General features: G+C 60.5%; 19 protein-coding genes. 7 read left to right on the forward strand and 12 right to left on the reverse strand.

Features of this window, described 5'->3' with window-relative positions; all coding sequences use genetic code 11:
* Position 1: 1 nt before the first annotated feature.
* Positions 2–985 (reverse strand): MBL fold metallo-hydrolase, encoded by a 984-nt coding sequence (locus tag ACA079_RS20955; protein WP_497700790.1) that lies wholly within the window; start codon positions 983–985, stop codon positions 2–4.
* 207 nt (positions 986–1,192) lie between these two features.
* Here ACA079_RS20955 and ACA079_RS20960 point away from each other — a divergent pair, with 207 nt between their 5' ends.
* A complete protein-coding gene (locus ACA079_RS20960) occupies positions 1,193–1,657 on the forward strand; it encodes a helix-turn-helix domain-containing protein (protein ID WP_497700791.1) in 465 nt (154 codons plus the stop codon).
* A 184-nt stretch (positions 1,658–1,841) separates the two neighbouring features.
* On the opposite strand, the gene ACA079_RS20965 is transcribed toward ACA079_RS20960, so the two are convergent.
* On the reverse strand, positions 1,842–2,666 hold the full coding sequence (locus ACA079_RS20965; protein ID WP_461997801.1) for an alpha/beta fold hydrolase: 825 nt from the start codon (positions 2,664–2,666) through the stop codon (positions 1,842–1,844).
* A gap of 31 nt (positions 2,667–2,697) precedes the next feature.
* A complete protein-coding gene (locus tag ACA079_RS20970) occupies positions 2,698–3,273 on the reverse strand; it encodes a flavodoxin family protein (RefSeq protein WP_497700792.1) in 576 nt (191 codons plus the stop codon).
* Positions 3,274–3,593: 320 nt separating this feature from the next.
* On the opposite strand from ACA079_RS20970, the gene ACA079_RS20975 reads away from it, so the two are divergent.
* Positions 3,594–6,398, forward strand: a complete 2,805-nt coding sequence (locus ACA079_RS20975; protein ID WP_497700793.1) for an ATP-binding protein — start codon at positions 3,594–3,596, stop codon at positions 6,396–6,398.
* Here the strand turns inward: ACA079_RS20975 and ACA079_RS20980 are convergent.
* Complete coding sequence (locus tag ACA079_RS20980) at positions 6,363–7,847, reverse strand: ATP-binding protein (protein WP_497700794.1); 1,485 nt, start codon at positions 7,845–7,847, stop codon at positions 6,363–6,365. The two genes, ACA079_RS20975 and ACA079_RS20980, sit on opposite strands and share 36 nt — an antisense overlap.
* A gap of 183 nt (positions 7,848–8,030) precedes the next feature.
* Positions 8,031–8,981: a GlxA family transcriptional regulator gene (locus tag ACA079_RS20985; protein ID WP_497700795.1), complete on the reverse strand. Its 951-nt coding sequence runs from the start codon at positions 8,979–8,981 to the stop codon at positions 8,031–8,033.
* Positions 8,982–9,239: 258 nt separating this feature from the next.
* Here ACA079_RS20985 and ACA079_RS20990 point away from each other — a divergent pair, with 258 nt between their 5' ends.
* A complete protein-coding gene (locus tag ACA079_RS20990; protein WP_497700796.1) occupies positions 9,240–9,962 on the forward strand; it encodes a pirin family protein in 723 nt (240 codons plus the stop codon).
* Between the two features lie 36 nt (positions 9,963–9,998).
* Here ACA079_RS20990 and ACA079_RS20995 read toward each other — a convergent pair whose 3' ends face one another.
* On the reverse strand, positions 9,999–10,874 hold the full coding sequence (locus tag ACA079_RS20995) for a LysR family transcriptional regulator (RefSeq protein WP_497700797.1): 876 nt from the start codon (positions 10,872–10,874) through the stop codon (positions 9,999–10,001).
* Between the two features lie 111 nt (positions 10,875–10,985).
* Here ACA079_RS20995 and ACA079_RS21000 point away from each other — a divergent pair, with 111 nt between their 5' ends.
* Together ACA079_RS21000 and ACA079_RS21005 are read left to right on the forward strand one after the other, a co-directional pair.
* Entirely contained in the window at positions 10,986–12,200 is a 1,215-nt protein-coding gene (locus ACA079_RS21000; RefSeq protein ID WP_497700798.1) for a YbfB/YjiJ family MFS transporter, read from the forward strand.
* A gap of 74 nt (positions 12,201–12,274) precedes the next feature.
* Positions 12,275–13,273 (forward strand): NAD(P)H-quinone oxidoreductase, encoded by a 999-nt coding sequence (locus ACA079_RS21005; RefSeq protein ID WP_497700799.1) that lies wholly within the window; start codon positions 12,275–12,277, stop codon positions 13,271–13,273.
* Here the strand turns inward: ACA079_RS21005 and deoC are convergent, their stop codons facing one another.
* Positions 13,274–13,957: a deoxyribose-phosphate aldolase gene (deoC, locus tag ACA079_RS21010; protein WP_497700800.1), complete on the reverse strand. Its 684-nt coding sequence runs from the start codon at positions 13,955–13,957 to the stop codon at positions 13,274–13,276.
* Between the two features lie 121 nt (positions 13,958–14,078).
* On the opposite strand from deoC, the gene deoR reads away from it, so the two are divergent.
* Complete coding sequence (gene deoR, locus ACA079_RS21015) at positions 14,079–14,849, forward strand: DNA-binding transcriptional repressor DeoR (protein WP_497700801.1); 771 nt, start codon at positions 14,079–14,081, stop codon at positions 14,847–14,849.
* Here deoR and ACA079_RS21020 read toward each other — a convergent pair.
* Genes ACA079_RS21020 through rbsK form a run of 3 tightly spaced genes read right to left on the reverse strand, consistent with a single transcriptional unit; the run spans position 14,842 to position 18,209 of the window.
* Positions 14,842–15,900, reverse strand: coding sequence for an aldose 1-epimerase family protein (locus ACA079_RS21020; RefSeq protein ID WP_497700802.1), 1,059 nt, complete (start codon positions 15,898–15,900; stop codon positions 14,842–14,844). The two genes, deoR and ACA079_RS21020, sit on opposite strands and share 8 nt — an antisense overlap.
* Entirely contained in the window at positions 15,897–17,228 is a 1,332-nt protein-coding gene (gene fucP, locus ACA079_RS21025; RefSeq protein WP_497700803.1) for an L-fucose:H+ symporter permease, read from the reverse strand. Before fucP ends, ACA079_RS21020 begins: the two co-directional genes overlap by 4 nt.
* A 54-nt stretch (positions 17,229–17,282) precedes the next feature.
* Positions 17,283–18,209: a ribokinase gene (gene rbsK / locus ACA079_RS21030; protein ID WP_497700804.1), complete on the reverse strand. Its 927-nt coding sequence runs from the start codon at positions 18,207–18,209 to the stop codon at positions 17,283–17,285.
* 362 nt (positions 18,210–18,571) lie between these two features.
* Between rbsK and ACA079_RS21035 the strand changes: the two genes are divergently transcribed.
* Positions 18,572–19,528: an alpha/beta hydrolase gene (locus ACA079_RS21035; RefSeq protein ID WP_497700805.1), complete on the forward strand. Its 957-nt coding sequence runs from the start codon at positions 18,572–18,574 to the stop codon at positions 19,526–19,528.
* Positions 19,529–19,531: 3 nt separating this feature from the next.
* On the opposite strand, the gene ACA079_RS21040 is transcribed toward ACA079_RS21035, so the two are convergent.
* Entirely contained in the window at positions 19,532–21,346 is a 1,815-nt protein-coding gene (locus ACA079_RS21040; RefSeq protein ID WP_497700806.1) for an ABC transporter ATP-binding protein, read from the reverse strand.
* Positions 21,343–22,362 carry an AraC family transcriptional regulator gene (locus ACA079_RS21045; protein ID WP_497700807.1) on the reverse strand — a complete coding sequence of 340 codons (1,020 nt, stop codon included), beginning with the start codon at positions 22,360–22,362 and terminating at the stop codon, positions 21,343–21,345. Before ACA079_RS21045 ends, ACA079_RS21040 begins: the two co-directional genes overlap by 4 nt.
* Positions 22,363–22,420 lie beyond the last annotated feature (58 nt).

Below are 22,420 nucleotides of genomic sequence, written 5' to 3' on the forward strand. Positions count from 1 at the left end.
TTTATTCGATCAGCGGTACGTTGGCCGCACGTTTGTAAGGACCGTACTCCACCGGTATCCATTGGAAATGCTTACCCTCTGCCGCGATATGGCCGATGCCCGGAAACGGCAAATGCGCCGCCGTTACCCAGACTTTGCTCGCCGCTGCATCGCTGAACACCTTGGCGCGACTCCTGATCGCTTGCTGACTGTTGACGTCAAAGCCGATCGACACTTCAGGGTGCTCGAACTGCACCGCGAGGTTATGCACCAGGTCGCCCATGAACAAAATGCTCTGTCCCTGCGAGGTGAAACGGTACGTGGTGCTGCCCGGTGTGTGACCGGCTTCGAGAACTGCCTCCACACCCGGCAAGGGCGACTGACCGGCATCGAACGTCTTGAAGCGACCTGCCGCGACGTAGGGCGCGGTCGAGTCCTGGGCGATTTTGAAGTACGGCTTGGCACCCTCGGGCGCCTTGGCGAGGGCCTGGGGATCAAGCCAGTAGTCGGCTTCTGCCTTCGCAGCAAAGACCGTGGCGTTGGCGAAAATCGGTTTCTGTTGGCCGTCGACCAGTCCGCAGACATGGTCCAGATGCAGGTGGGTCAACAAAATCGTATCGACCTGCGCAGGCTCATAACCGGCGGCTTTCATATTGTCTGACAGCATCCCGGCTGTAGCACCAATGCACTGGCCGGCGCCGGTATCGACGAGGATCAACTGCTTGCCAGTGTTGATCAGAAAGGCGTTGAACGCGGTTTGTACGCCCGGCGTTTCAATCGAACGGCGAGCCAGCAGCGCGCGGATCTGACTTTGGGTCAGGCCCTTGAGCAGTTTGGGCGACAGATCGTTGTAGCCGTCAAACAACGCCGTCACCTCGTAATCGCCCACCGCCAACCGGTAGTAACCCGGCACTTGTGTGCCGACTTGCGCCGGTGCCTGAGCCGAGGAAATACCGGACGCCAGCGCCACCGCGAGCCCCAGCGCGCAAACCAGAGAATGTTTCATGCCACCACCTTGGTCGAGTCAGAAGAGCGGCCACGCACAACACCGCCAGATGACGTCGATTTTGCACGGCTCGCCCCCGAAAAAATTGCAGCAATGTGCTGAGTTAGTGCCGTTGGTTGCCACCTGCACGGACGGAATTAACAACGTTTAACTCGCCTGCCAGAGCCCTGCGACCAAAAATGAAGCTCACCGACACGGACATTTGTCATGGCCAATTCTCAGCAAAACGTCGCCCGCGCGACGGCCACTGAATCGCGAAAGAAAAACACCGGCGGCCTGACCCCGTGGCGCGAAAGCCTGGCCAAGCAACTGATCCTCGAGCACCTTGGTGAAACCGTTGAAGTGACCGAACTGGCCCGCGCTTGTTCCCTTTCGCGCAGTCATTTCTCCCGCGCGTTCAAGTGCAGCACCGGGCTCTCACCTCAAGACTGGATTCGCAACCAGCGCATCGCCCGCGCCAAGCAATTGATCCAGAGCACCGACCTGACGCTGACGCAAATCAGTCTCGAATGCGGCTTCTGCGATCAGGCGCATTTCTGCCACATCTTCACTCGCAATGAAGGCATTACTCCGTTTGCGTGGCGTTGCCGCACCCTGCGTTCCCTGCCCCACCACCCTGCCTACACCGATCAACGTCGCGCGCAACAAAGCTCGACACCGCACGCTTCGTAGCAGCTGTCGAGCCTGCGAGGCTGCGTCCGGCTGCGAAGCAGTCGTGAAACCTGATGACGCGGTTTACCTGAAACACTGCGTTGGCTGATATTACGACTGCTGCGCAGCCGGACGCAGCCTCGCCGGGGCTCGACAGCTGCTACAGAGTTTCCATGGCATAGGATCGGGGGCCAGGGATTAACGCTTAGTCCTTCAAAAACGCCAACAGATCAGCGTTGAGCTGATCCTTGTGGGTATCCGTCAAGCCATGGGGAGCGCCGGGGTAGATCTTCAACGTAGAGCCTTTCACCAGTTTTGCAGACGCAATGCCCGCCGCTTCGATCGGCACCACCTGGTCAGCATCGCCATGCACCACCAGCGTCGGTATGTCGAACTTCTTCAGGTCTTCGGTGAAGTCGGTTTCGGAGAACGCCTTGATACAGTCATAAGCGTTCTTGTGGCCGGAGGTCATGCCTTGCATCCAGAACCAGTCGATCATGCCCTGAGATGACTTGGCGTCCGGTTTATTGAAGCCAAAGAACGGGCCGCTTGCGAGGTCGATGTAAAGCTGCGAACGGTCGGCCAGGGATGCCTCGCGAATGCCGTCAAACACTTCGATCGGCAGGCCGCCGGGGTTGGCTTCAGTCTTGAGCATCAGCGGCGGCACCGAAGAAATCAGCCCGGCCTTGGCCACGCGCCCGGTGCCGTGACGACCAATGTAACGCGCCACTTCGCCGCCGCCGGTGGAGAAGCCGAACAGCACAACGTTTTGCAGATCCAATAACTCGATCAACTGCGCCAGGTCATCGGCGTAGGTGTCCATGTCGTTGCCGGTCCATGGCTGGCTGGAGCGGCCATGACCGCGGCGATCATGGGCGATCACCCGGTAGCCTTTGGAGGCCAGGAAGATCATTTGCGATTCCCAGCTGTCGGCGTTCAATGGCCAGCCGTGACTGAAGACGATGGGCTGACCGGTGCCCCAGTCCTTGTAGTAAATCTCGGTGCCGTCGCGGGTCGTGAATGTACTCATGCAATTTCTCCTTAGCGAGTGTTGGGGTGTTTCAAACCGGTGAGTGGCCCATGCGTTCGGCGAGTCGCGCCACCCGCTCGCCGAGGTGGGCGGCGGTGCAGCGGTCTTCGGGCGGTGGGGCAAAGTCCGGGGACTGTTCGACATTCGACTGGGCCATGGCGCCGAGCGAGCTGCCCAGGCGATTCAATTGCCCATCGAACATGCCCGTACCCGAACGCGCCGGCAGCAGGTCGAGGCCGACCCAGATCATCGAATGCTGCGCGGCGAACACCGCCATCTGCAGCAATGTGTTGAGTTTGTCGCCGCACAGGCAGCCGGAGTTGGTGAATCCGGCCGCGAGCTTGTCGCGCCACGGCTGGGCGAGGTAGAACGCCGCCGTGGCTTCCATGAATCCCTTGAAGGACGCCGACGCGCTGCCCATGTAAGTCGGGGCACCGAAGATGATGGCGTCAGCGTTGTGCAAACGGTCCCAGTGCTGGTCCACGTCCTCAACCGGAATCAGCAGGCAGGTGCTGCCCAGGTGCCGTTCCACCCCTTGGGCCACGGCTTCGGCCATGACCCGGGTGTGCCCGTAGCCGCTGTGATAAACCACCACCACGTTGCTCATTCCAGCGTCCTATTGAGGTGTTAATCCCTTTGCAACACCACCGCTCCCACAGACCGGCGGAAGTTGAAGCAGCAGAGTTTTGGGCGTAGACCAGATGCAGCACGAGTTAAACGTTGTTAATTTTCATTGGCGCGCCAAAAGCCGCAACACGTGCTTTGCTACGGTGGCGCCCAGTAAACGCGGCACCTGCCATTGGCGCCGGGCACAGGCAGTCGCAGCGAACACCCGACAGTCAGGCGAACCCGCGTTGCGTTAAAGGAAAAACCTGAGGAATATGCTCGAAAACCGCGTACCAGACGGCTGCAAGCAGGAGTGACCCGTTGACCCTTTCCCCCGTAAAGGCCATCCATTTCGGCCCCTACCGCATCTATCCCGGACAACGTCTGGTGATGGAGGCCGACCAGCCTTTGCGCCTGGGTCGGCGGGCGATGGACATCCTGTTGATCCTGCTGGAACACGCGGGGAACGTGGTCAGCAAGCAAGAACTAATGGCCAGGGTCTGGCCCAGAAGCGTGGTGGAAGACATCAACTTGCGCGTGCACATGGCGGCCCTGCGCAAAGCCCTCGGCGACGGTCAGGCCGGTCAGCGCTACATCATCACCGTGGCCCAGCGTGGCTACAGCTTTGTGGCGCCGTACTCGCTGGAACAGATCGAACAACCGCCCGAGGGCGAACGGCCCATGCCAAGCGGCCACAACCTACCGATCCGCCACACGCGCATGATCGGACGCCAGGCCTTGGTCGACAGCCTGATGACGCAGCTGCCACGCCAGCGCTTCATCACCCTCGTCGGCCCGGGCGGGATCGGCAAGACCACCGTGGCCCTGCGCGTCGCAGAACAACTGATCGGTCGCTACCGGGACGGCATTCGCCTGCTGGACCTGGCGCCGATCAATGACCCGATGATGATCACCGCGCATCTGGCCACGCTGCTGGATTTGTCCTTGCACGACGCCGAACCGATGAGCGGTCTGGCGGCGTTTCTGCGCGAGCGCCAGATGTTGCTGGTGATCGACAACTGCGAACACCTGCTCGACGCGATTGCCTTGCTTTGCGAAAGCCTTCTTCGCGCAGCGCCGCAGGTGCACATTCTGGCCACCAGCCGCGAGAGCCTGCGCGCCGAAGGCGAATTCGTTCAGCGTCTGGAGTCACTGGATTTTCCGCCGCCCATCGCCGTGCTCGATCGCGCCCAGGCGCTTACGTTTTCGGCGCTGCATTTGTTCGTTGAACGGGCCATGGCCAGCCATGACAGCTTTGAATTGACTGACGACGAACTGCCGCTGGCGATTGAAATCTGCCGGCGCCTGGACGGTATTCCGTTGGCGATCGAACTGGCCGCTGCACAAGTCGGCAGCTTGGGTGTGAGCGGGTTGCTCGCGCAACTGCAAGGCAGTTTTCGCCTGCTCACCCAGGGCTGTCAGTCGGCGCTGGGTCGCCACCAAACGCTGCGCGCGACCCTCGACTGGAGTTTCGAACTGCTGAACGCCTGCGAGCAAACCTGCCTGCGTCGACTGGGCGTGTTCCGGGGAGGGTTCACGCTGGAGTCGGCAGCAGCGGTGATCGTCGGCGAACACATCGAGCCCGACGTGGTGTTCGGTTCGATCACGCAACTGGTGGCCAAGTCGCTGCTGAACGTCGAGGTGGGCGACGAAGAGGTGTTCTATCGATTGCTCGACACGACCCGCAGCTACGCCCTGGAAAAACTCGACCAGGCCGCTGAAATTGCAGACACCCGAGGACGCCACGCGGAACGCTGCCTGGCCTTGATGCATCAAGCGCACACTGACTGGGAGCTGATCTCCACGGGACTGTGGATCGAGCGTTACGCGCGCAGCCTGGAAGACATTCGTTCGGCCCTCGACTGGGGCTTGAATGGACAAGGGTCGCAGACGCTGGCGATACGCTTGGCCGCGACGTCGACGCCACTCTGGCAGGAGTTTTCGCTGCTCAAGGAACATGGCGTTTACGTACGCAAAGCGCTAGCGTTGCTTGAGGCGGCGCCCGAGCCCTGCCCTCGTCTGCACATGACGCTCAAGCTCGCCCTCGGTAGCTCCTGCTATCACACTCAGGTCGGCACGACGGAAACCGTCGAGGCGTTCGTCAGCGCCAGAATCCTGGCCAGACATTGCAACGATTTGGCCGGTCAGTTGCGGGCGGTGTCCGGGCACATGGCGGTCAATCTCTGTTGCGCCAATTATCAAATGGCCCTGGAACAGAGCCGGCAATTCGATCGGTTGGGGCTGCACGGCGATGCGGTGTTGTCCCTCAGCACACATCGCTTGCGGGTGCTGGCGTTGCACTTTGCCGGGGACCAGCAGCAGGCGCGGATGAATGCCGAACAGGTCCTCCAGCGCATGGCCCAGAGCGGCCACCTCAACCGTTTCACCTACGGTTTTGGCGTGCACTACGATCAGAGCGTCGCCGCCTTGACGATTCTGGCGCGCATCCTCTGGTTGCAGGGGCAACCGGAACAAGCCTGGCGCACCGCCCGGCAAGCGCTGGACATTGCGATCCAGATCAACCACGGCACGTCCATCTGCTACACCCTGGCGCTGGCCGGTTGCCTGATCGCTCACTACAACGGCGATACCCGTACCGCTCGTGAACTCTTGCGCCTGCTGCTGGAACAAGCACAGAAACACTCGGTGCTGCTGTTCTACACCTGGGCCCGGCACTATGCGCAGGTGATCGACCGCGCCGAGGTGCACTTGCCTCTTCAGCTAGGCGTGGGGCTGATCAAGGACATCATGGTCACCCTGGATTGCGGTTTCGTCGATGACGCCCTGTTGCAACGGGCCGACACCGGTACGGCCGGCTGGAGCACGGCGGAAGTTCTGCGGGCCCGGGCTGATGCGCTGCTGGCCGAGAATTGCCCACTGAAAACCGAAGCGGCCGAAGCCGTGTTGAACAGGGCTTTAAACGTGGCGAAACATCAGGGTGCCCTGGCCTGGGAACTGCGCAGCGCCACCTCACTGGCTCAACTTTGGCAGCGTCAGGGCTTGTATCAGCAAGCTCATGAGCTGCTGGCACCGATCTACCATCGGTTCACCGAGGGATTTTCTACACCGGACCTGAGTAAAGTCCGTCAATTACTCGACGAGCTCCATGGGCAACTGCACGCCTGAGACCCAGCGCGCCCGGCTGATGTGGTGCCAATAGCGCCGCTCAAACGCCCGCAGATGGCCGCTGTGCTCGAGCTTCTCAAGGGCATACGTGCGCGTGGTGTTGAGTAAGCGATAACGGGCTGTGCCGTTGACCTGATCCATCGAGAGCAACGATTTGGCGACCAATCGCTTCACCAGTTCCGCCAGTTGATTGGGTTTCAGCTCCACGCAACTGCACACGCCAATCGCGGCATCGAGGGTGAAGGACATTTTGAACACCGACAGGCGCTGCAATACGGTTTGTTCCAGCAGGCTCAGCCGCTCATAGCTCCAGTCCAACGCAGCTTTGAGCGTCTGATGTCGGGGCACCGCCGTGCGCCGGCCTTGGGTCAGCAGCTGAAGACAGTTATCCAGCTGAGCTTGCAAGCCGACCAACGCCAGCGCGTGGATCTGCGCCGCTGCCAGTTCAATGGCCAGTGGCAACCCATCGAGCCGCCGACAGATTTCACGGACCGCTTGGAGGTCTTGTTCGCGCAAGGTAAACCCTTGTTGGCGGGTTCGGGCACGACTGACGAACAGCTGCACCGCCGAATACCCCATGGCTTCGGCGACACTGTGCAACGCCGACACCGGCGGCACCACCAGAGACGGCAGACGCTGGACCGTTTCTTCTGCCGCCTGCAAAGGCTCGCGGCTGGTCACCAGAATGGACAGTCGAGGCGCCGACACCAGCAAATCCTCGACTAGTGTTCGGCAGTGTTCCAGCAGGTGATCGCAGTTGTCGAGCACCAGCAACGTGTGCCGGTTTGCCAGCCCGTCCAGCGTCGTGCCGATCTCCCGTTCAAGGGTCTGGGTCAGATGATCGACCACTCGCGTGGGGTCATCGATCGCCGCGAAATCAATCAGCCACACACCATCTTCATAGTGCTGCAACAGCAGTTCGGCGACACGCAACGCCACCGTGGTCTTGCCGACGCCGCCGGGGCCAACCAGCGTCATGAGACGCCGAACCGGTAACTGCCGGACGAGACTGCCGACCATCGAATCTCGGCCGGTCACCGGCGTGAGTCGTGCAGGCAGGTTGTGCTGATGTTTTTGAACGGTCTCGATCAAGACCTGCGTGCCCGCAGACGAAGGCTGCACCGGGGCGATAAAGCTATAACCGCGTTGGGGAATGTTGACGATGTAGCGCTGGCCATTCTGCCCGTCGCCAAGCGCCCGGCGCAGGGCCGCAATGTGCACGCGCAGGTTGATGTCCTCGACCACGGACGTCGGCCAGACGTGAGCAATCAGTTCGTCCTTGCTGACCACATTGCCGGCGCGCTCGACCAGCACCTGGAGGATATCCAGTGCCCGACCGCCCATGCGCAACGGCCGGTCACCTTCCAGGATCAGCCGTTGCCGCTGGTGGAATGCGTAGGGGCCGAATCGCAACACCGCATCGCTGTTTAAATCTCTGAGGCTGTTCATGCACATTCTCGTGCTGAAACCTGGCCCGGCTCACCGTGCAGCACATCCATCGCACGCGCCCTCCAGACTCCCGCATCTCCATTGCAAAGCGTTCACCCGTATCTTGGCAGGCCTCAGTGACGGTACAACTGCCACGGTGGGAGTGTCACCGCCATCTGGGTGCGCAGAACGGACAAGAACGCTCTAACTGAACTGTTCACGGTATTGGGACGGGGTCAGACCGAGCTTTTCACTGAACAGAAAACGCATGTGCCGTACGCTGCCGAAGCCACTTTTGAAGGCCACGGTCTTGAGGGGCAATTCGCTGGTTTCCAGCAGGCTCCTGGCGCAGTCGATACGCGCACTTTGCAGAAATTCCATGGGCGTCATGTTCACTTCCCGGGCAAACATCCGGGCGAAGTGCCGTGTGCTCATGTTCGCGAGGCTGGCCATGCGTTCGATGCTGAAGGCTTCATCGAGGTGTTCGAGCACATTCCTCTGCACACGGGTGATCGGCGTTTCCTGCGGTGCGACAGCGGCCATCAACGGGCTGAACTGCGCCTGCCCACCCTGGCGTTTCATGACTACCAGCAACACCTTGGCCACGTCCAGGGCGACTTTCTTGCCATGGTCTTCGGCAACCACCGCCAGCGCCAGGTCAATACCGGCGGTGACGCCGCCGGAGGTGATGAGGTTGCGGTCCTGCACGTAAATCTGATCGGTTTCGACGGTGGCCTTCGGGAAGCCCTTGATCAATCGTTCGGTGTAATGCCAGTGGGTGGTGACACGATAACCGTCCAGCAAACCGGCATGGCCCAGCACGAACACGCCGGTGCAGATCGAGCCGAAACGCTCGGCGCGACCGACAGCGGCTTTGAGCCAACACAACAGCGGTGGATGTTTTTCGTTGTAGGCGCCCGGACCGCCCGGCACCAGTAATAGGTCATACGCGCGATCTGCCTGATCGATGTGCAAATCGGTCTGAACGCTGACGCCGTTGGAGGCGCGCAGTACGCCATGTTCGGTGCCGATGGTCGACAGTTCGTAACGGTCATCCGCTGCCAGATATCGATTGGCGATGGAAAACACTTCCATCGGGCCTGCCATGTCCAGCAGGAGAAAGTCCGGGAACAACACCATAGCCACGGTTTTCATGGGTTCAAATCACTGAAGTCATAAGAAGGTCAGTCTGCGGGGCACCCAACTTTTGATGGGAGTGCCTGGCATCCAAAGAATGCTGTGCATTATGGCCAAATGTGGCATCAGCGTCGGAGAAGAATACGTGATCGCTTGCCGATTATTGTCAACCTGAACAGGACAGTATTTCAATTTTCATCTACTTATTGCATCAGCCAGTAACCATTAACCTTCTCCTCACTCGGACGAATCAACGTCCCCACAGGAGATTTCATCATGCTGACCCTTCGCAAAGCTTCCGATCGCGGCGCGGCCAATCACGGTTGGTTGAAGTCGTTCCATACCTTTTCCTTCGCCAATTATCGCAACCCGAAAGAGCAGGGTTTTTCCGACCTGCTGGTGATCAACGATGACCGGGTTGCCGCCGGTAAAGGTTTCGGCCAGCACCCGCACCGCGACATGGAGATTTTCTCTTATGTGCTCGAAGGTGCTCTGGAACACAAAGACACCCTGGGTACTGGCTCGGTGATCCGCCCGGGTGACGTGCAGTTGATGAGCGCCGGCAGCGGCGTGGCACACAGTGAGTACAACCACTCGGCCACCCGGCCGGTGCACTTCCTGCAAATCTGGATCGTGCCGGACGTCAGCGGCGCCAAACCGCGTTATCAGCAAGAGCACTTCAGCACGCAGAAGAAACGCGGGCGTCTGCAACTGATCATCTCCCCCGACGGGGCGAAGGGTTCGCTGAAGGTGCGTCAGGATGCACGGGTGTATGCCGCGCTCATCGACGGTAAGGAAAGCTCTACTCTGGAATTGGCCGCAAACCGCTATGCCTATGTGCATGTGGCCCGCGGCAGTGTTGAACTCAACGGCGTGCCATTGCAGGAAGGCGATGGCGTGCGGGTTCGCGATGAACAGGTGCTGACGTTGAGCAACGGTGTCGATGCTGAAGTGCTGGTGTTCGATCTGCGCCCTCAAGAACTGCCGGAAATGCCATGACTGTGAATCGCCTGGGGGCATCGAAGCCCCCAGGCCTCACTCGCCCGTCCCTGAAAACACCGCGACAATTTCATCAATCACTACACGGACTCTGGCGGTATGCCGCAGGTCTGCGTGGGTTACCAGCCACACGTCATATGGCACCGGTCGCGTGCGCTCCGGCCACAACCTGACCAGCCCGTCCCTATCCCCCATGTACACCGGAATTTCCCCGAGCCCGATCCCTGCAACAATGGATCGGCGCACCAGCAGACTGGAACTCAGGCTCGAGACAATGCGCCCGCGACCCAGCGGTTCCGAGACCAGCGTCATGTCTTTGTTGCCTTGCAGATACGGCTGATACACCACCAGATCATGCCCCTCAAACGCCGAGCCCGGCTCCGGCGCACCATGGGCATCGACATACGCTTGAGACGCGAAAAGACCCACCGGCCAGCGGGCGATGCGCCGGGCGATCAGGTCCGGGTTGTCCGGCCGGGTATTGCGCACGGCGATATCGGCTTCGCGTTTGGACAGGCTGAGAATCTGCGTCGAGGCGTCCAGTTGCACGCGCACGTCGGGGTGCTGTTGATGCAGGCGAGCAATCGCCGGGATCAGGAAGTCGATGGCCAGGGAGTCCGTGGTGCTGACCCTTACGAGCCCGGTCAGTCGATCGTCGAGGCCTTGAATCCGGCGCTCCAGTTCGAGTGCCGAATGCTCCATTTTTTCCACCGCCCGCAACGCGGCTTCGCCGACAGCCGTCAACGCATAACCCTCGGAGGTGCGCAGGAATAGCGTGGCACTCAAGGACTTTTCCAGGGCCGTGATCCGCCGGCCGACCGTGGCCTGATCGACACCCAGCACCCGCGCCGCGCCCCTTAGCGTCGACTCTCGGCACACCGCCAGAAACACCCGCGCGTCATCCCAATTCATACGGCTCTCCAACTGATGCATAGATGCATCACTCTAGCGCGAAATCGCTGCATTATTGCATTCGTAAACCACGATAGGCTGGAGGCCAGCAAAACTTACAGGACCGTTATCATGCACAGCACCTCGCCCACCCTGCGCAACGCGATCTGGCTGCCGATCTTTGCCGGCCTCTGCGCCAGCCTGGTCAGCATTGGCCTGGCGCGATTTGCTTACACGCCGTTGATTCCATCATTGATCCAGGCGCGCTGGTTTTCCTCCAGCGACGTGGTCTACCTCGGTGCCGCCAACCTAGTCGGTTATCTGATCGGCGCACTGATCGGCCGCCCTTTGGCCCAACGCACCTCCAATACAACGGCACTGCGTCTGATGATGCTTGCCGTGACCTTGTCGTTTTTCGCCTGTGGTTTTCCGTTGTCGGTGAGCTGGTTCTTTGGCTGGCGCCTGCTGTCGGGCATTGCCGGTGGCGCAATCATGGTGCTGGTGGCTGCCACGGTGCTGCCCCATGTGCCGGCATCCCGCAGAGGCTTGGCAAGCGGTGCGATTTTTCTGGGCATCGGTCTTGGCATTGCCGGGTCGGGAACGATTGTTCCGCCGTTGCTAAGCCTTGGCTTGCAGCAAACCTGGTTTGGCCTCGGTCTTCTTTCGCTGCTGCTGACCGCTGCGAGCTGGTTCGGCTGGCCATCAGACTCGCACCACGCGACCACCACGGCGCTGGACAACACTTCGTCGACACCGACCGACTCGCGCGTGTACCTGTTATTCGCCCAATACGCGTTCATGGCCGCCGGACTCGTGCCAGCGATGGTGTTCCTGGTGGATTACGTGGCCCGCGGGCTCGGTGCCGGCTCGCACATCGGTGCACTAATCTGGGTGATGTATGGCGTTGGCGCGATTATCGGGCCGGTGAGTTATGGCTTTCTGGCCGATCAACTAGGCGCGAAACAAAGCATTCGGCTGGTGCTGGTGGTGCAGGCGATTGCCGTCGGCCTGCTTTCGATATCGAGTTCTTTCGCAGCGCTGGCCCTGCTGGCGGTGATCCTCGGCTCATTCCCGCCGGGCATCGTCCCACTGGCGCTGGCACGGGTTCACGAACTGATCCCACAGCATCATCAGCAGCAAATTGCCTGGAGCCGCGCGACGGTTTCCTTCGCCACGTTTCAGGCCATCGCCGGGTTTGCGTATTCGGCGTTGTTCAACGCCAGCGGCGGCGATCACGCGTTGTTGTTTGTCATTGCCGCCGGCGCCCTTGTGGTTGCACTGTTACTGGAACTGGGGATGCGTTTGTTGAATCGTCGCGATCAGCCGATTCCGTTGTGTTGCCCATAAAGCCTGCGATCTTTTGATTTTCCCCGCCAAGACGCGGTCCCACTTTCTGAACACCTTCACAACAGGACGCCGACATGACTCTGCCCCAAACCATGACCCTGATTGAAATCACCGAACCCGGTGGCCCGGAGGTTTTAAAGGCACGTCAGGAACCGGTTCCAACCGCCGGTGCAGGCGAAGTGCTGATTCGCGTACACGCTGCCGGGGTCAACCGCCCCGATGTGATTCAACGCGCCGGCAAGTACCCGATGAAACCCGGCATGAGCCCGATTCCCGGCCTGGAAGTGGCCGGTGAAGTGGTAGCCATCGGCGCAGGCGTCAACGAATTCATTGTCGGCGATAACGTCTGCGCACTGACCAATGGCGGCGGTTACGCGCAATATTGCGTCGCACCGGTCAGCCAGACGTTGCCGATTCCTGAAGGGATGGATTGGGTGCACGCCGCGGCGGTGCCAGAAACTTTCTTCACGGTGTGGGCCAATCTGTTCGACATGGGCGGCGCCAGCAAAGGCCAGCGCGCATTGATTCACGGCGGCACCAGTGGCATCGGCACGACCGCACTGATGTTGTGTCGCGAGTTTGGCATCAAGGCATTCGCCACGGCGGGCAGTGAGGAGAAGTGTGCGGCGATCCGCACGTTGGGGGCCGAGGCGATCAACTATCGCGATCAGGACTTCGTCCAGGTCATCCAGGAAAAAACCGCCGGCAAGGGCGTCAATGTCATCCTCGACATCATGGGCGGTTCGTACCTGAATCAGAATATCGCGGCGTTGGGCATGGACGGTCGGCTGGTGATGCTGGGCTTTCTCGGTGGTGCTCATGCCAAAGACGTTGACCTGCTGGCGATCCTGGGCAAACGCGCGACGATCACTGGCTCACTGATGCGCGCGCGCACCCGTGAAGAAAAAGCCTCGATCGCCGAACAGTTGCGCGAGTACGTCTGGCCCGTACTCGCCGCTGGGCGTTGCCTGCCGATGATCGACAAGGTCTATCCCTATACCGACGCGGCACAGGCTCATGCACGGATGGAAGCGGGTGATCACATCGGCAAGATCGTCTTGCGCGTGGACTGATCAGTACCCCTCACCTGCCGCCTGGGCGCCGCTGATGATCGCGATGCCCGAGCTGGTGCCCAGTCGGGTGGCACCGGCTTCGATCATCGCCAGCGCGGTCGGGTAATCGCGCACACCACCGGAAGCCTTGACCCCGATGATCGCGCCGACGGTGCGGCGCATCAGCGCAACGTCTTCCACCGTGGCGCCGCTGCGGCTGAAGCCAGTCGATGTTTTGACGAAAGCGACATTCAGATCACGGCAAATCTCGCAGGCCTTCACTTTTTCGGCGTCGGTGAGCAGGCAGTTTTCCAGGATGACTTTCAGCGGCACACTGCCGCACGCCTGTTTGACCTGGGCGATGTCGTCCCGCACTTGATCGAACAAACCGTCTTTCAACCCGCCGATGTTCAACACCATGTCGACCTCCCCGGCACCGGCGGCGATCGCCCGCTCGGCTTCGAAGGCTTTGGTCTCGCTCAGACCGGCACCCAGCGGGAAGCCGACCACCGCGCAGATGTTGACGCGTTGCCCTGCAAGGCACTGAGCCGCATGAGGGACTTGCCCCGAGTTCACGCACACCGAATAGAAGCCGTGTTCTACGGCTTCGCGGCACAATGTTGCGATTTGCTCGCGGGAAGCATCGGGCGCCAGCAAGGTATGATCGATGTACTGCGCCAACGCTTGGGGTTCGAGGTGTGCCATCGCAAAAACTCCTGTTTGTATATTCAAATGCCCCTGCGCCACAATCGAAGGTGATTTGCGCAAAAACGTTACAAATCTCACAAATAATGTTACTTAAATAACACCAACAATCAACCCCGGAATGCCTGTGGACAGTAAAAAAGCCGAGCGTCTCAAGCTGATTCAACAAGCCCTGCAAGACCAGAGCGCCATTCATCTGCGCGAGATGGCGGCGTTGCTGGACGTGTCCGAGATGACCCTGCGCCGCGACCTGAGCAAGTACACCGACCACCTGCGGCTGCTCGGTGGCTACATCACGAAAATTCACGACGGCAGCGAGCCCGGCGATTACCGCGTGGCCGAACAGGACACCCGGCACGTTGAAGAAAAGCGTCGCATCGGCAAACTCGCCGCCGGGTTTATTCAACCGGGCGACACGGTGTTCTTCGACTGCGGTACCACCACGCCTTTCGTGGTCGATTTCATCCCCGACGAGCTCGAATTCACCGCGGTGTGCAACTCCCTGAACGTGCTGCTCAAACTCTCGCAAAAACCCAACTGCCACATCGTGGTGTGCGGCGGCACGTTCCACCGCAAGAACCAGGTGTTCGAGAATCAGACCGAAACCGGCATCCTCGACAGCGTGCGCCTGACCTGGGCCTTCGTTTCCGCTGCCGGCATCAGCCAGGACTTCGGCGTGACCTGCTTCAACTTCAATGAAGTGGAGGTCAAGCAGAAGGTCCTGCGTCAGGCGCAACAGCGGCTGTTGCTGGCCGACCACAGCAAGTTCGACACGGTGCGCACCGCGCACTTCGCCAACCTTGAGGACTTTCAGTTCGTGGTCAGCGACAAGAAAATCCCCAAGGCCTACCGCGACGCCATTACCGCCAGCGGCGCGCAGTTGATCATCTGATCAGGGCCTGTTGTTCCGCTGCACTGAGGTAACCGGTGGTGACGCTGAAATCAGCCGTCGCCCCCGCTGCCAGTGAACGCACGTGGCCCTTGGCAGACTCTGCCTTGTACCCTTCCGGCTCGCAGGTGGCCGGTAGCACGAACGCCGCTACTTGCTGATCGGGGTTGTGCAGGATCCAGCGCGCGGCATGGTCGAATTGGTCCGGACGGTAGCGGGTGTAGAACGCCGCACCGTTCGGATGGCTCAGCAGAAAATGCGCATGACCGCGGTCATCCGTCCGGACGCCGTCGAAGAAAAACACGATCTCGGGATCGTAGAGTTGCGGCTGATCCAGGCATGTGAACTGCTCCGGGTCTTCCGCCAGCACCTGCATGTACTCAGTCCAGGCCGGCGTCGGTTTCACGTGCGCCGGCACGCTGCTGCGCAAGCGCACACGCTCGAAGCCCAAGGGCTCAATGAAACGAGCGCCTTCGACATAGGCGTAATTCATGTGCGCCATGTACATCAGGTCCATCGGTTTGCCCGCGAGATTGGTCACCTGCATGGCGATGTCGAACAGCCCTGAATCAGCACGCAAAGTCACACTCGGGCTGGCCAGATAGCGGTCACCAAAACCCTGCGCGTATTCGTACTCGCCGCCCAGTCGCAGGTATTGACCAGCGCTGTCTTCACCGACCTCCAGCCACGCGCGATCCATCGCCGCGCAAGGCATCTCGCCGTGTAAAGGATGATCGTCCTCGGGACTCGGGCAACCGTTGCGCAGCAGGCCGCTGTGAAACATGAAACAACCGTAGGTGCCGATCACCGTTGGGCTGGGTTTGGGCTGGTTGAACAGGTTGCGCATGGTCAGGTCACAACCGTCGAACACGGCGGACCAAATCATCTGGCCCTGATACGGCAGTACTACAAGACTGCCGCGACGGTTGGCCAACTCCACCGCCAGCACACCGCTGGGGTAGACCCAGGCGCTGACCGTGAACGCCTCGGATTCCAGCAACGCCTTGCGCGCCTCGCCAAACTGCGACGGATGAAGATTGATCCGCGTATTCATGACGCGGCCACCGCACCTACCGGTGCCCGTTCGCTGTCGGAATGACGCAAGCAGCGTATCGCGTACATCACGATCACGATGAAGCACAGCAACGGCACGCTGTAGGCCAGTTGCATGTTGCCGCCGCTGTAATCGGACAGCAGACCCTGGAAGATCGGAATCACCCCGCCACCGACAATGCTCATCACCAGCAGCGAACCGCCGACGCCGGTGTCTTCACCCAAGCCGTCAATGGTCAGGCCGTAGATGGTCGGCCAGCACGGACCGAGGAACACGCTCACGCCAACCGCTGCGTATACCGCGGTGATGCTCGGCACCAGAATCGTGTACGCCAGCAACGCGATGCACAGCACGCCGTACACTGCCAATACCTTGGCCGGGTGCAGTTTGCGCATCAGCACGTTGGCAATCAGCTTACCGACAAAGTACGCGGCGAACGTCGTCAGCAGGAACCACGACGCGCTGCGTTCGTTCATGCCGCCCAACTGCATCGCCAAACGGATGGTGAAACTCCACACACCGACCTGGGCCCCGACGTATAGAAACTGCGCCAACACACCAAAGGTAAACCGCTTGTTACGCCACAGCCGCGACAGGCTCTGGCCGAGGCTGGCGGTTTTCTTGCTGCTCGGTTGATTGCCTTTGCACGCGGGAAACCGGGTGATGGCGATCAGGATGAACATTAGCACCAGCACTGCGATCATCCATTTGTACGGCAGCAACGTGGACTGGATCATTTGCAGTTGCTGGACCGCCGCGTCCGAGGTGCTCATTTGCGTGAGTTGCTCGCGGGTGGCGTCGGTGTCCTTGAACATCACAAAGCTGCCGACATAGACCCCGGCCATCGCACCGAACGGATGGAAAGTCTGGGAAATATTCAGGCGACGGGTACCGGTTTCACGCGGGCCCATCAACGTCGAGTAGGTGTTGCAGGCGGTCTCGAGGAACGACAGCCCCGCCGCAATCACAAACAGTGCCAGCAGGAACATGCCGTACTTGGCGGTCGATGCTGCCGGGAAGAACAACAGGCAACCGAACATGTACAGCATCAGGCCGATGAGGATGGTGGTCTTGTAGCTGAAACGGCGGACCACCAGTGCGGCCGGTATCGCCACGAAGAAATAACCCAGATAAAACGCCGACTGGACAAACGCGGTCTGGAAATCGCTGAGCAGAAACGCCTTCTTGAAATGCGCGATGAGCACGTCGTTCATGCTCGCGGCCGCCGCCCATAACGCGAAGATGCTGCATAGCAAAATGAAGGCGAACCAGGGCGTGCGGTTCAGGTAGAAACCATCGGGCGTCTGTTGGAGCGGAGGTTTTGTCATTGTTGTTCTCCGTGGTGAGCTTCGGGATGTTGGAGCGGTTGAATCACCTCAACGTCAGGCGTCGAGGCTGCGCTGGAATTCAGCGAATGCGTGGGCGTCCGGGTAGGACGTCTGAGTGCCCAGGCCCGTGACCGAGCAGGCGGAATACGCCACGGCCTGGGTCATGGCGGCGCGGATATCGCGGTCGCGGCTCCAGTGATGAATGAAGCAACCGATGAAGGCGTCTCCTGCCCCGGTGGTGTCACGCGCGGCGACAGACAGGCCGGGAATCTGAAACTCGCCCTCCTCGCCGACATACAGCGCGCCTTGCTGGCCGAGGGTCACGATGACGTGGCGAATGCCGCTGGCAACCAATGTCTGGACGGCGTTATGGGCTGACTCCGGCGAGTCCACAACCTGGCCGGTAATCAGCGCCAGCTCGGACTCGTTGGGCACCAGGAAATCCAGTTGCGCCAGGTGTTCACGGCTCAAGCCCGACAAGGCCGGCGCCGGGTTGAGCAGCACCGGAATGTTGTGCGCGCGGCCGAACTCGATGGCGTAGTAAACGGTATCGACGTTGATTTCGAGCTGCAGAACGATCAGCGAACACTCACGCAATGCCTGAGCGGCCGCGTCGATATCTGCCGGGGCAAGGTGCGCGTTGGCGCCTTTGACGATGAGGATGCTGTTGTGCGAGTCAGCCTGAACGAAGATCGGCGCCACCCCGCTGGATTCGCCGGGCACGCGCTGCACGTAACGGGTGTCGATGCCAAAGCGCTGGAAGTTGGCCAGGGTGTTGTCGGCAAACAGGTCATCGCCGACCTTGGTCAGCATCAACACCTCCGCCCCAAGCTTGGCGGCGGCAACCGCCTGATTGGCGCCCTTGCCACCACACCCGAGGGCAAACCCCGGCGCTTCGAGCGTCTCGCCCTGGGCCGGCATGCGATCGATGTAGGTGATCAAATCCACCATGTTACTGCCGATGACTGCGATCTTGCTCATTGCTATCCCACCTTGATACGGCTTGCCAGACTGACGCTGGCGTTGTTGTTTTGTTATTTAAATAACATTTTGTGTGATTGTTCAATCTTTTTGTTGGGTAGGCTCATAGGCAAAGACGAGCGGCTTTGCGAGCAGGCTTTAAAGCTTCGCGGGCAGGAACGGCCTCATCGCGAGCAAGCTCGCTCCCACATTGGAATGCGTTTCCCTGTGGGAGCGAGCTTGCTCCGGGCGGCGTTCCGACGATGAGGCCCTGAGCATCACCGACTGATCTGGACCATTCATACGACTGTCGAATTTATCCCCACCTTTCCCCACGCTTCTGTTAAAACCCGAGCTTTCCTTTTCATCCTCCGGACCCCTGCATGTTTTCGAATTTGATGAGCCGTCTGCGCCGACGCTGGCTGCCGCTGCTGTGCATGGCCGTGCTAGTCGTCGGCTTGCCGGTGAGCTGCGGCGTGCTCAAGTACACCGAGCGTGAGTTGCTGTTTCGTATTGAACCGGGCAACGCTGGTTGGTATCGCGGCCTGCCACAGGACGTTCAGGAATTCGACATCAAACCCGCCAGTTTCAAGTCCGGGCAAAACCTGCATGCCTGGTGGTGGCCGGCCGCGCGTCGCGATGCGCCGTCGATCCTCTACCTGCATGGCGTGCGCTGGAACCTGACGGGCCAGGCGTTCCGCATCGAGCAATTGCGCGCAATGGGCTATTCGGTACTGGCCATCGACTACCGCGGGTTTGGCCAGAGCAAGGGGGATCTGCCGTCGGAAGCCAGTGTTTACGAAGACGCTCGAGCCGCCTGGGAGCGTTTCACCAAGATGCAACCGGACGCCAGCAAGCGCCTGATCTACGGCCACTCACTCGGTGGCGCGGTGGCTATCGACCTGGCGGCAGACTTGGCCGCACAGGCGAAAAAGGACCATGGCGTGGTGCCGGTGCGCGGTCTGGTGATCGAATCCACTTTCACCTCGCTGGGCGATGCCGTGGCGCAAGTGGCCGACAGCAACCTGCCAGTAAAATGGTTGCCGGTGCGCTGGCTGCTGTCGCAGAAATTCGATTCCATCGACAAGATCGTCGACATCAACATGCCGCTGCTGGTGGTCCATGGCCTGGCCGACCCGTTCATGCCATCGCGATTCAGCCAGCAGTTGTTCAATGCCGCCAACGAACCCAAGCACCTGTTATTGGTGCCCGGTGGTACGCACAACAACAGCATGAGCCGGGGCGGCACCCAGTATCGCCAGGCACTCGAAGGTTTGATGAAAACAAAACCAACACAAATGGCCGGGCCGGCAGTGACGCGGGTTTCTCGGGAGTCTTGAGATCTATCGGTAACCGCGGGCCTGCAAATCAAACAACTGCGCATAGCGCCCGCCCGCGGCCACCAGACTGTCGTGATCGCCCCGCTCAAGGATCGCGCCCTGGTCCAGCACGATGATGTGGTCCGCATTGCGCACGCTGGAAAACCGGTGAGAAATCAGCAACGTCATCCGGCCTTCGGTGTGCTCACTGAAATGCTCAAACACCGCCGCTTCCGCTGCTGGGTCGAGTGCCGAGGTCGGCTCATCCAGAATCAGGATATCGGCGTTGCGCCGCATGTAGGCGCGCGACAACGCGATCTTCTGCCATTGCCCGCCGGACAGCTCCTGGCCGCCGGCAAACCACCGCCCCAATTGCGTGGCATACCCTCGATCCAGCCCCTCGATGAAGGGTGCGGCCATGCCCTCGGCGGCGGCCTCCTGCCAGCGCTGTTCATCGTTGAACGCCAGCGTGTCACCCACACCAATGTTCTCGCCGACGGAGAATTGGTAGCGGATGTAATCCTGAAAAATCACCCCGATGCGCCGCCTCAGCGCGTCTTCTTCCCACGCTTGCAGATCGCTGCCGTCCAGCAGGATACGGCCCTGATCAGGACGGTACAGCCGCGTCAGTAATTTGATCAGCGTGGTCTTGCCCGAACCGTTCTCCCCCACCAGCGCCACACTGTGGCCGGGCACAAGGTGAAGATCGATGCCTTCCAGCGCGGCGCGACTGGATCCCGGATAACGGAAGCCGACGTTTTCGAAACGCAGGCCATCGCCGGGGACCGCGCCCTCGGTGAGGTTGCCGGTATCCGCCACAACAGGCTCGGCCAGGTATTCATAAAGACTGGAGAGGTAAAGGCCATCCTCGTAGAGACCGCTGATGGCACTCAAGCTGCTGCTCACCGCCGTCTGCCCCTGCTTGAACAACACCAGGTACATGGTCATCTGCCCGAGGCTGATGTTGCCATGAACGGTATCGACCACCACCCAGGCGTACGCCAGATAAAACGCGCCGGTGCCCAGTAGACCGAGGACAAATCCCCAGCCGTCCCGACGTAACGTCAAGCGCCGGTCTTCGGCATAGAGCCGCGCGAACGTCTCGCGATAACGCTTCAACAGCAGCGGCGCGAAACCGAACAGTTTGACCTCTTTGATGTAGCCCTCGTGAGAGAGCAGCGTTTCGATGTAATTCTGTTGTCGACTCTCCGGTGCGCGGCGGGTGAACAATCGAAAAGCATCGCCGGAGAAATGCGCTTCGGCGAAGAACACCGGCAACGCACCGACCACCAGCAGCACCAGCGCCCAGGGCGAAAAATGCACCAGCAACACACCGAAGCTGATCAACACGATCAGGTTCTGGATCAGCCCCAACGACTTCATCACCAGCGCCAACGGCCGGGTCGAAGCCTCGCGGCGCACCCGAACCAGCTTGTCGTAGAACTCCGAATTCTCGAACTGCACCAGCGATAGCGTCTGGGCCTTCTCCAGAATCATCGTGTTGACCTTCTGCCCCAACTGCACCCGCAACAGCGATTGCTGGACCGACAGCGCCCGCTGAGCCCCGGACAGCAACGCGAGCACGCCCGCTTCAAACAGCACATAGCGCACAACCGGCCACAACGGCGCACTGCCCTGCTGCGCGTGCAACTGCATGGCAGTGACGACCGCATCGACAATGCGTTGGCCCAACCAGGCCGCCAATGCTGGAAGTACGCCGGCGATCAGGGTAGCCAGCACCAATCCCAGAAACAGTCCGCGAGACGTTGCCCAGACCAGCAGCAAGGCGCGTCTCGCCTGGTCGAGTAATGAGGTGAAACGATCAAGAACAGGGTTCACTCTGTGAGCTCCCCCTGATACCTCGCCCGATACCGTCCCGGACTTTCTCCCGTCCACTTCTTGAACGCCCGATGGAACGCACTCGGTTCCTGAAAGCCAAGTTGCTCGGCAATGTCGCTGATGCTCGCTCGACTCTGTCGCAGCTGTTCGAAGGCAACGCCACGCCGCACCTCGTCCTTGATCTCCTGATACGAACACCCTTCACGCTCCAGCTTTCGGCGGAAGGTGCTGGGGCTCAGGTGCTGTTCCAGGGCGAAGGCCTGCAAGGTCGGCCATTGGCTGTAATGGCTGTTACGCAGGCGCTGATGAACCTGCGACGCCAGGCCGTGTTGATTGCGAAAACGGATCACCAGCCATTGCGGCGCGGTGCGCAAAAACACTTTCAGGGATGCCAGATCCTGAACCACCGGCAGGCGCAGATAGTGGCTGGCGAACTCGATTTCGGTGCGCTCCGCGCCAAAGGTCAGGTTAGGCCCCCAGAGCAAACGGTCATCGCTGAGCGACACACGTTCATGGCGAAAATCTGCGCGATCGATGGGGATGCGCCGGCCACCCAGCCAGCAGAGCAGACTGATCATCAACACCAGAAACGTCTCCTCGCCCAAACGCCTGACGTCGCTGTTTGGCGAGTGGTTCTGCAGGCTGATCACCGCACGTTTGCCGCGCACTGTCAGCGTGCCGCGAAAGTCCTGGAGGAACAGCGCGAAATTGGCCAGGCACTGGCGCATGGCTTTGTGCAGGTCAGGTTCCTGAATCAATGCCCGGCAGATCAGGGCGAAACTGCCCGGCGGCATGCCATGGGAGTCGAGCCCGAAGAACTCATCGTTGAGCTCGCGGATCTGAATCAACCACAACGCGGCAAACGCACTCGCCGGCACACGCGCAGTAGGCTGCTCCATCAACGCCGGGTCGATGCCAGCCTGTTCAAGCGCAGCCCTCTGACGTTGCGGATTGTTGCCCAGCCCATGGATCATTGCCTGCACGAAGTAGGCGGAAACCGAGTCCTTTTCCCGCATGTGAACGCTTCTCTCCCCATCACCCGAATGGCAAAAAACACCAGTGCCGTTGAACAGT

Source organism: Pseudomonas sp. LBUM1645 (genome assembly GCF_059716185.1).

Bases quoted from the DNA above. Each gene is read 5' to 3' on its own strand.
- ACA079_RS21000 (WP_497700798.1), top strand. From the start codon at position 10,986: ATGCACAGCACCTCGCCCACCCTGCGCAACGCGATCTGGCTGCCGATC.
- ACA079_RS20990 (WP_497700796.1), top strand. From the start codon at position 9,240: ATGCTGACCCTTCGCAAAGCTTCCGATCGCGGCGCGGCCAATCACGGT.
- deoC (WP_497700800.1), bottom strand. From the start codon at position 13,957: ATGGCACACCTCGAACCCCAAGCGTTGGCGCAGTACATCGATCATACC.
- ACA079_RS21005 (WP_497700799.1), top strand. From the start codon at position 12,275: ATGACTCTGCCCCAAACCATGACCCTGATTGAAATCACCGAACCCGGT.
- ACA079_RS20995 (WP_497700797.1), bottom strand. From the start codon at position 10,874: ATGAATTGGGATGACGCGCGGGTGTTTCTGGCGGTGTGCCGAGAGTCG.
- ACA079_RS20985 (WP_497700795.1), bottom strand. From the start codon at position 8,981: ATGAAAACCGTGGCTATGGTGTTGTTCCCGGACTTTCTCCTGCTGGAC.
- ACA079_RS20960 (WP_497700791.1), top strand. From the start codon at position 1,193: ATGGCCAATTCTCAGCAAAACGTCGCCCGCGCGACGGCCACTGAATCG.
- fucP (WP_497700803.1), bottom strand. From the start codon at position 17,228: ATGACAAAACCTCCGCTCCAACAGACGCCCGATGGTTTCTACCTGAAC.
- ACA079_RS21045 (WP_497700807.1), bottom strand. From the start codon at position 22,362: ATGCGGGAAAAGGACTCGGTTTCCGCCTACTTCGTGCAGGCAATGATC.
- ACA079_RS20965 (WP_461997801.1), bottom strand. From the start codon at position 2,666: ATGAGTACATTCACGACCCGCGACGGCACCGAGATTTACTACAAGGAC.
- ACA079_RS20980 (WP_497700794.1), bottom strand. From the start codon at position 7,847: ATGAACAGCCTCAGAGATTTAAACAGCGATGCGGTGTTGCGATTCGGC.
- ACA079_RS21035 (WP_497700805.1), top strand. From the start codon at position 18,572: ATGTTTTCGAATTTGATGAGCCGTCTGCGCCGACGCTGGCTGCCGCTG.
- deoR (WP_497700801.1), top strand. From the start codon at position 14,079: ATGCCTGTGGACAGTAAAAAAGCCGAGCGTCTCAAGCTGATTCAACAA.
- ACA079_RS20970 (WP_497700792.1), bottom strand. From the start codon at position 3,273: ATGAGCAACGTGGTGGTGGTTTATCACAGCGGCTACGGGCACACCCGG.
- ACA079_RS21020 (WP_497700802.1), bottom strand. From the start codon at position 15,900: ATGAATACGCGGATCAATCTTCATCCGTCGCAGTTTGGCGAGGCGCGC.
- ACA079_RS20955 (WP_497700790.1), bottom strand. From the start codon at position 985: ATGAAACATTCTCTGGTTTGCGCGCTGGGGCTCGCGGTGGCGCTGGCG.
- rbsK (WP_497700804.1), bottom strand. From the start codon at position 18,209: ATGAGCAAGATCGCAGTCATCGGCAGTAACATGGTGGATTTGATCACC.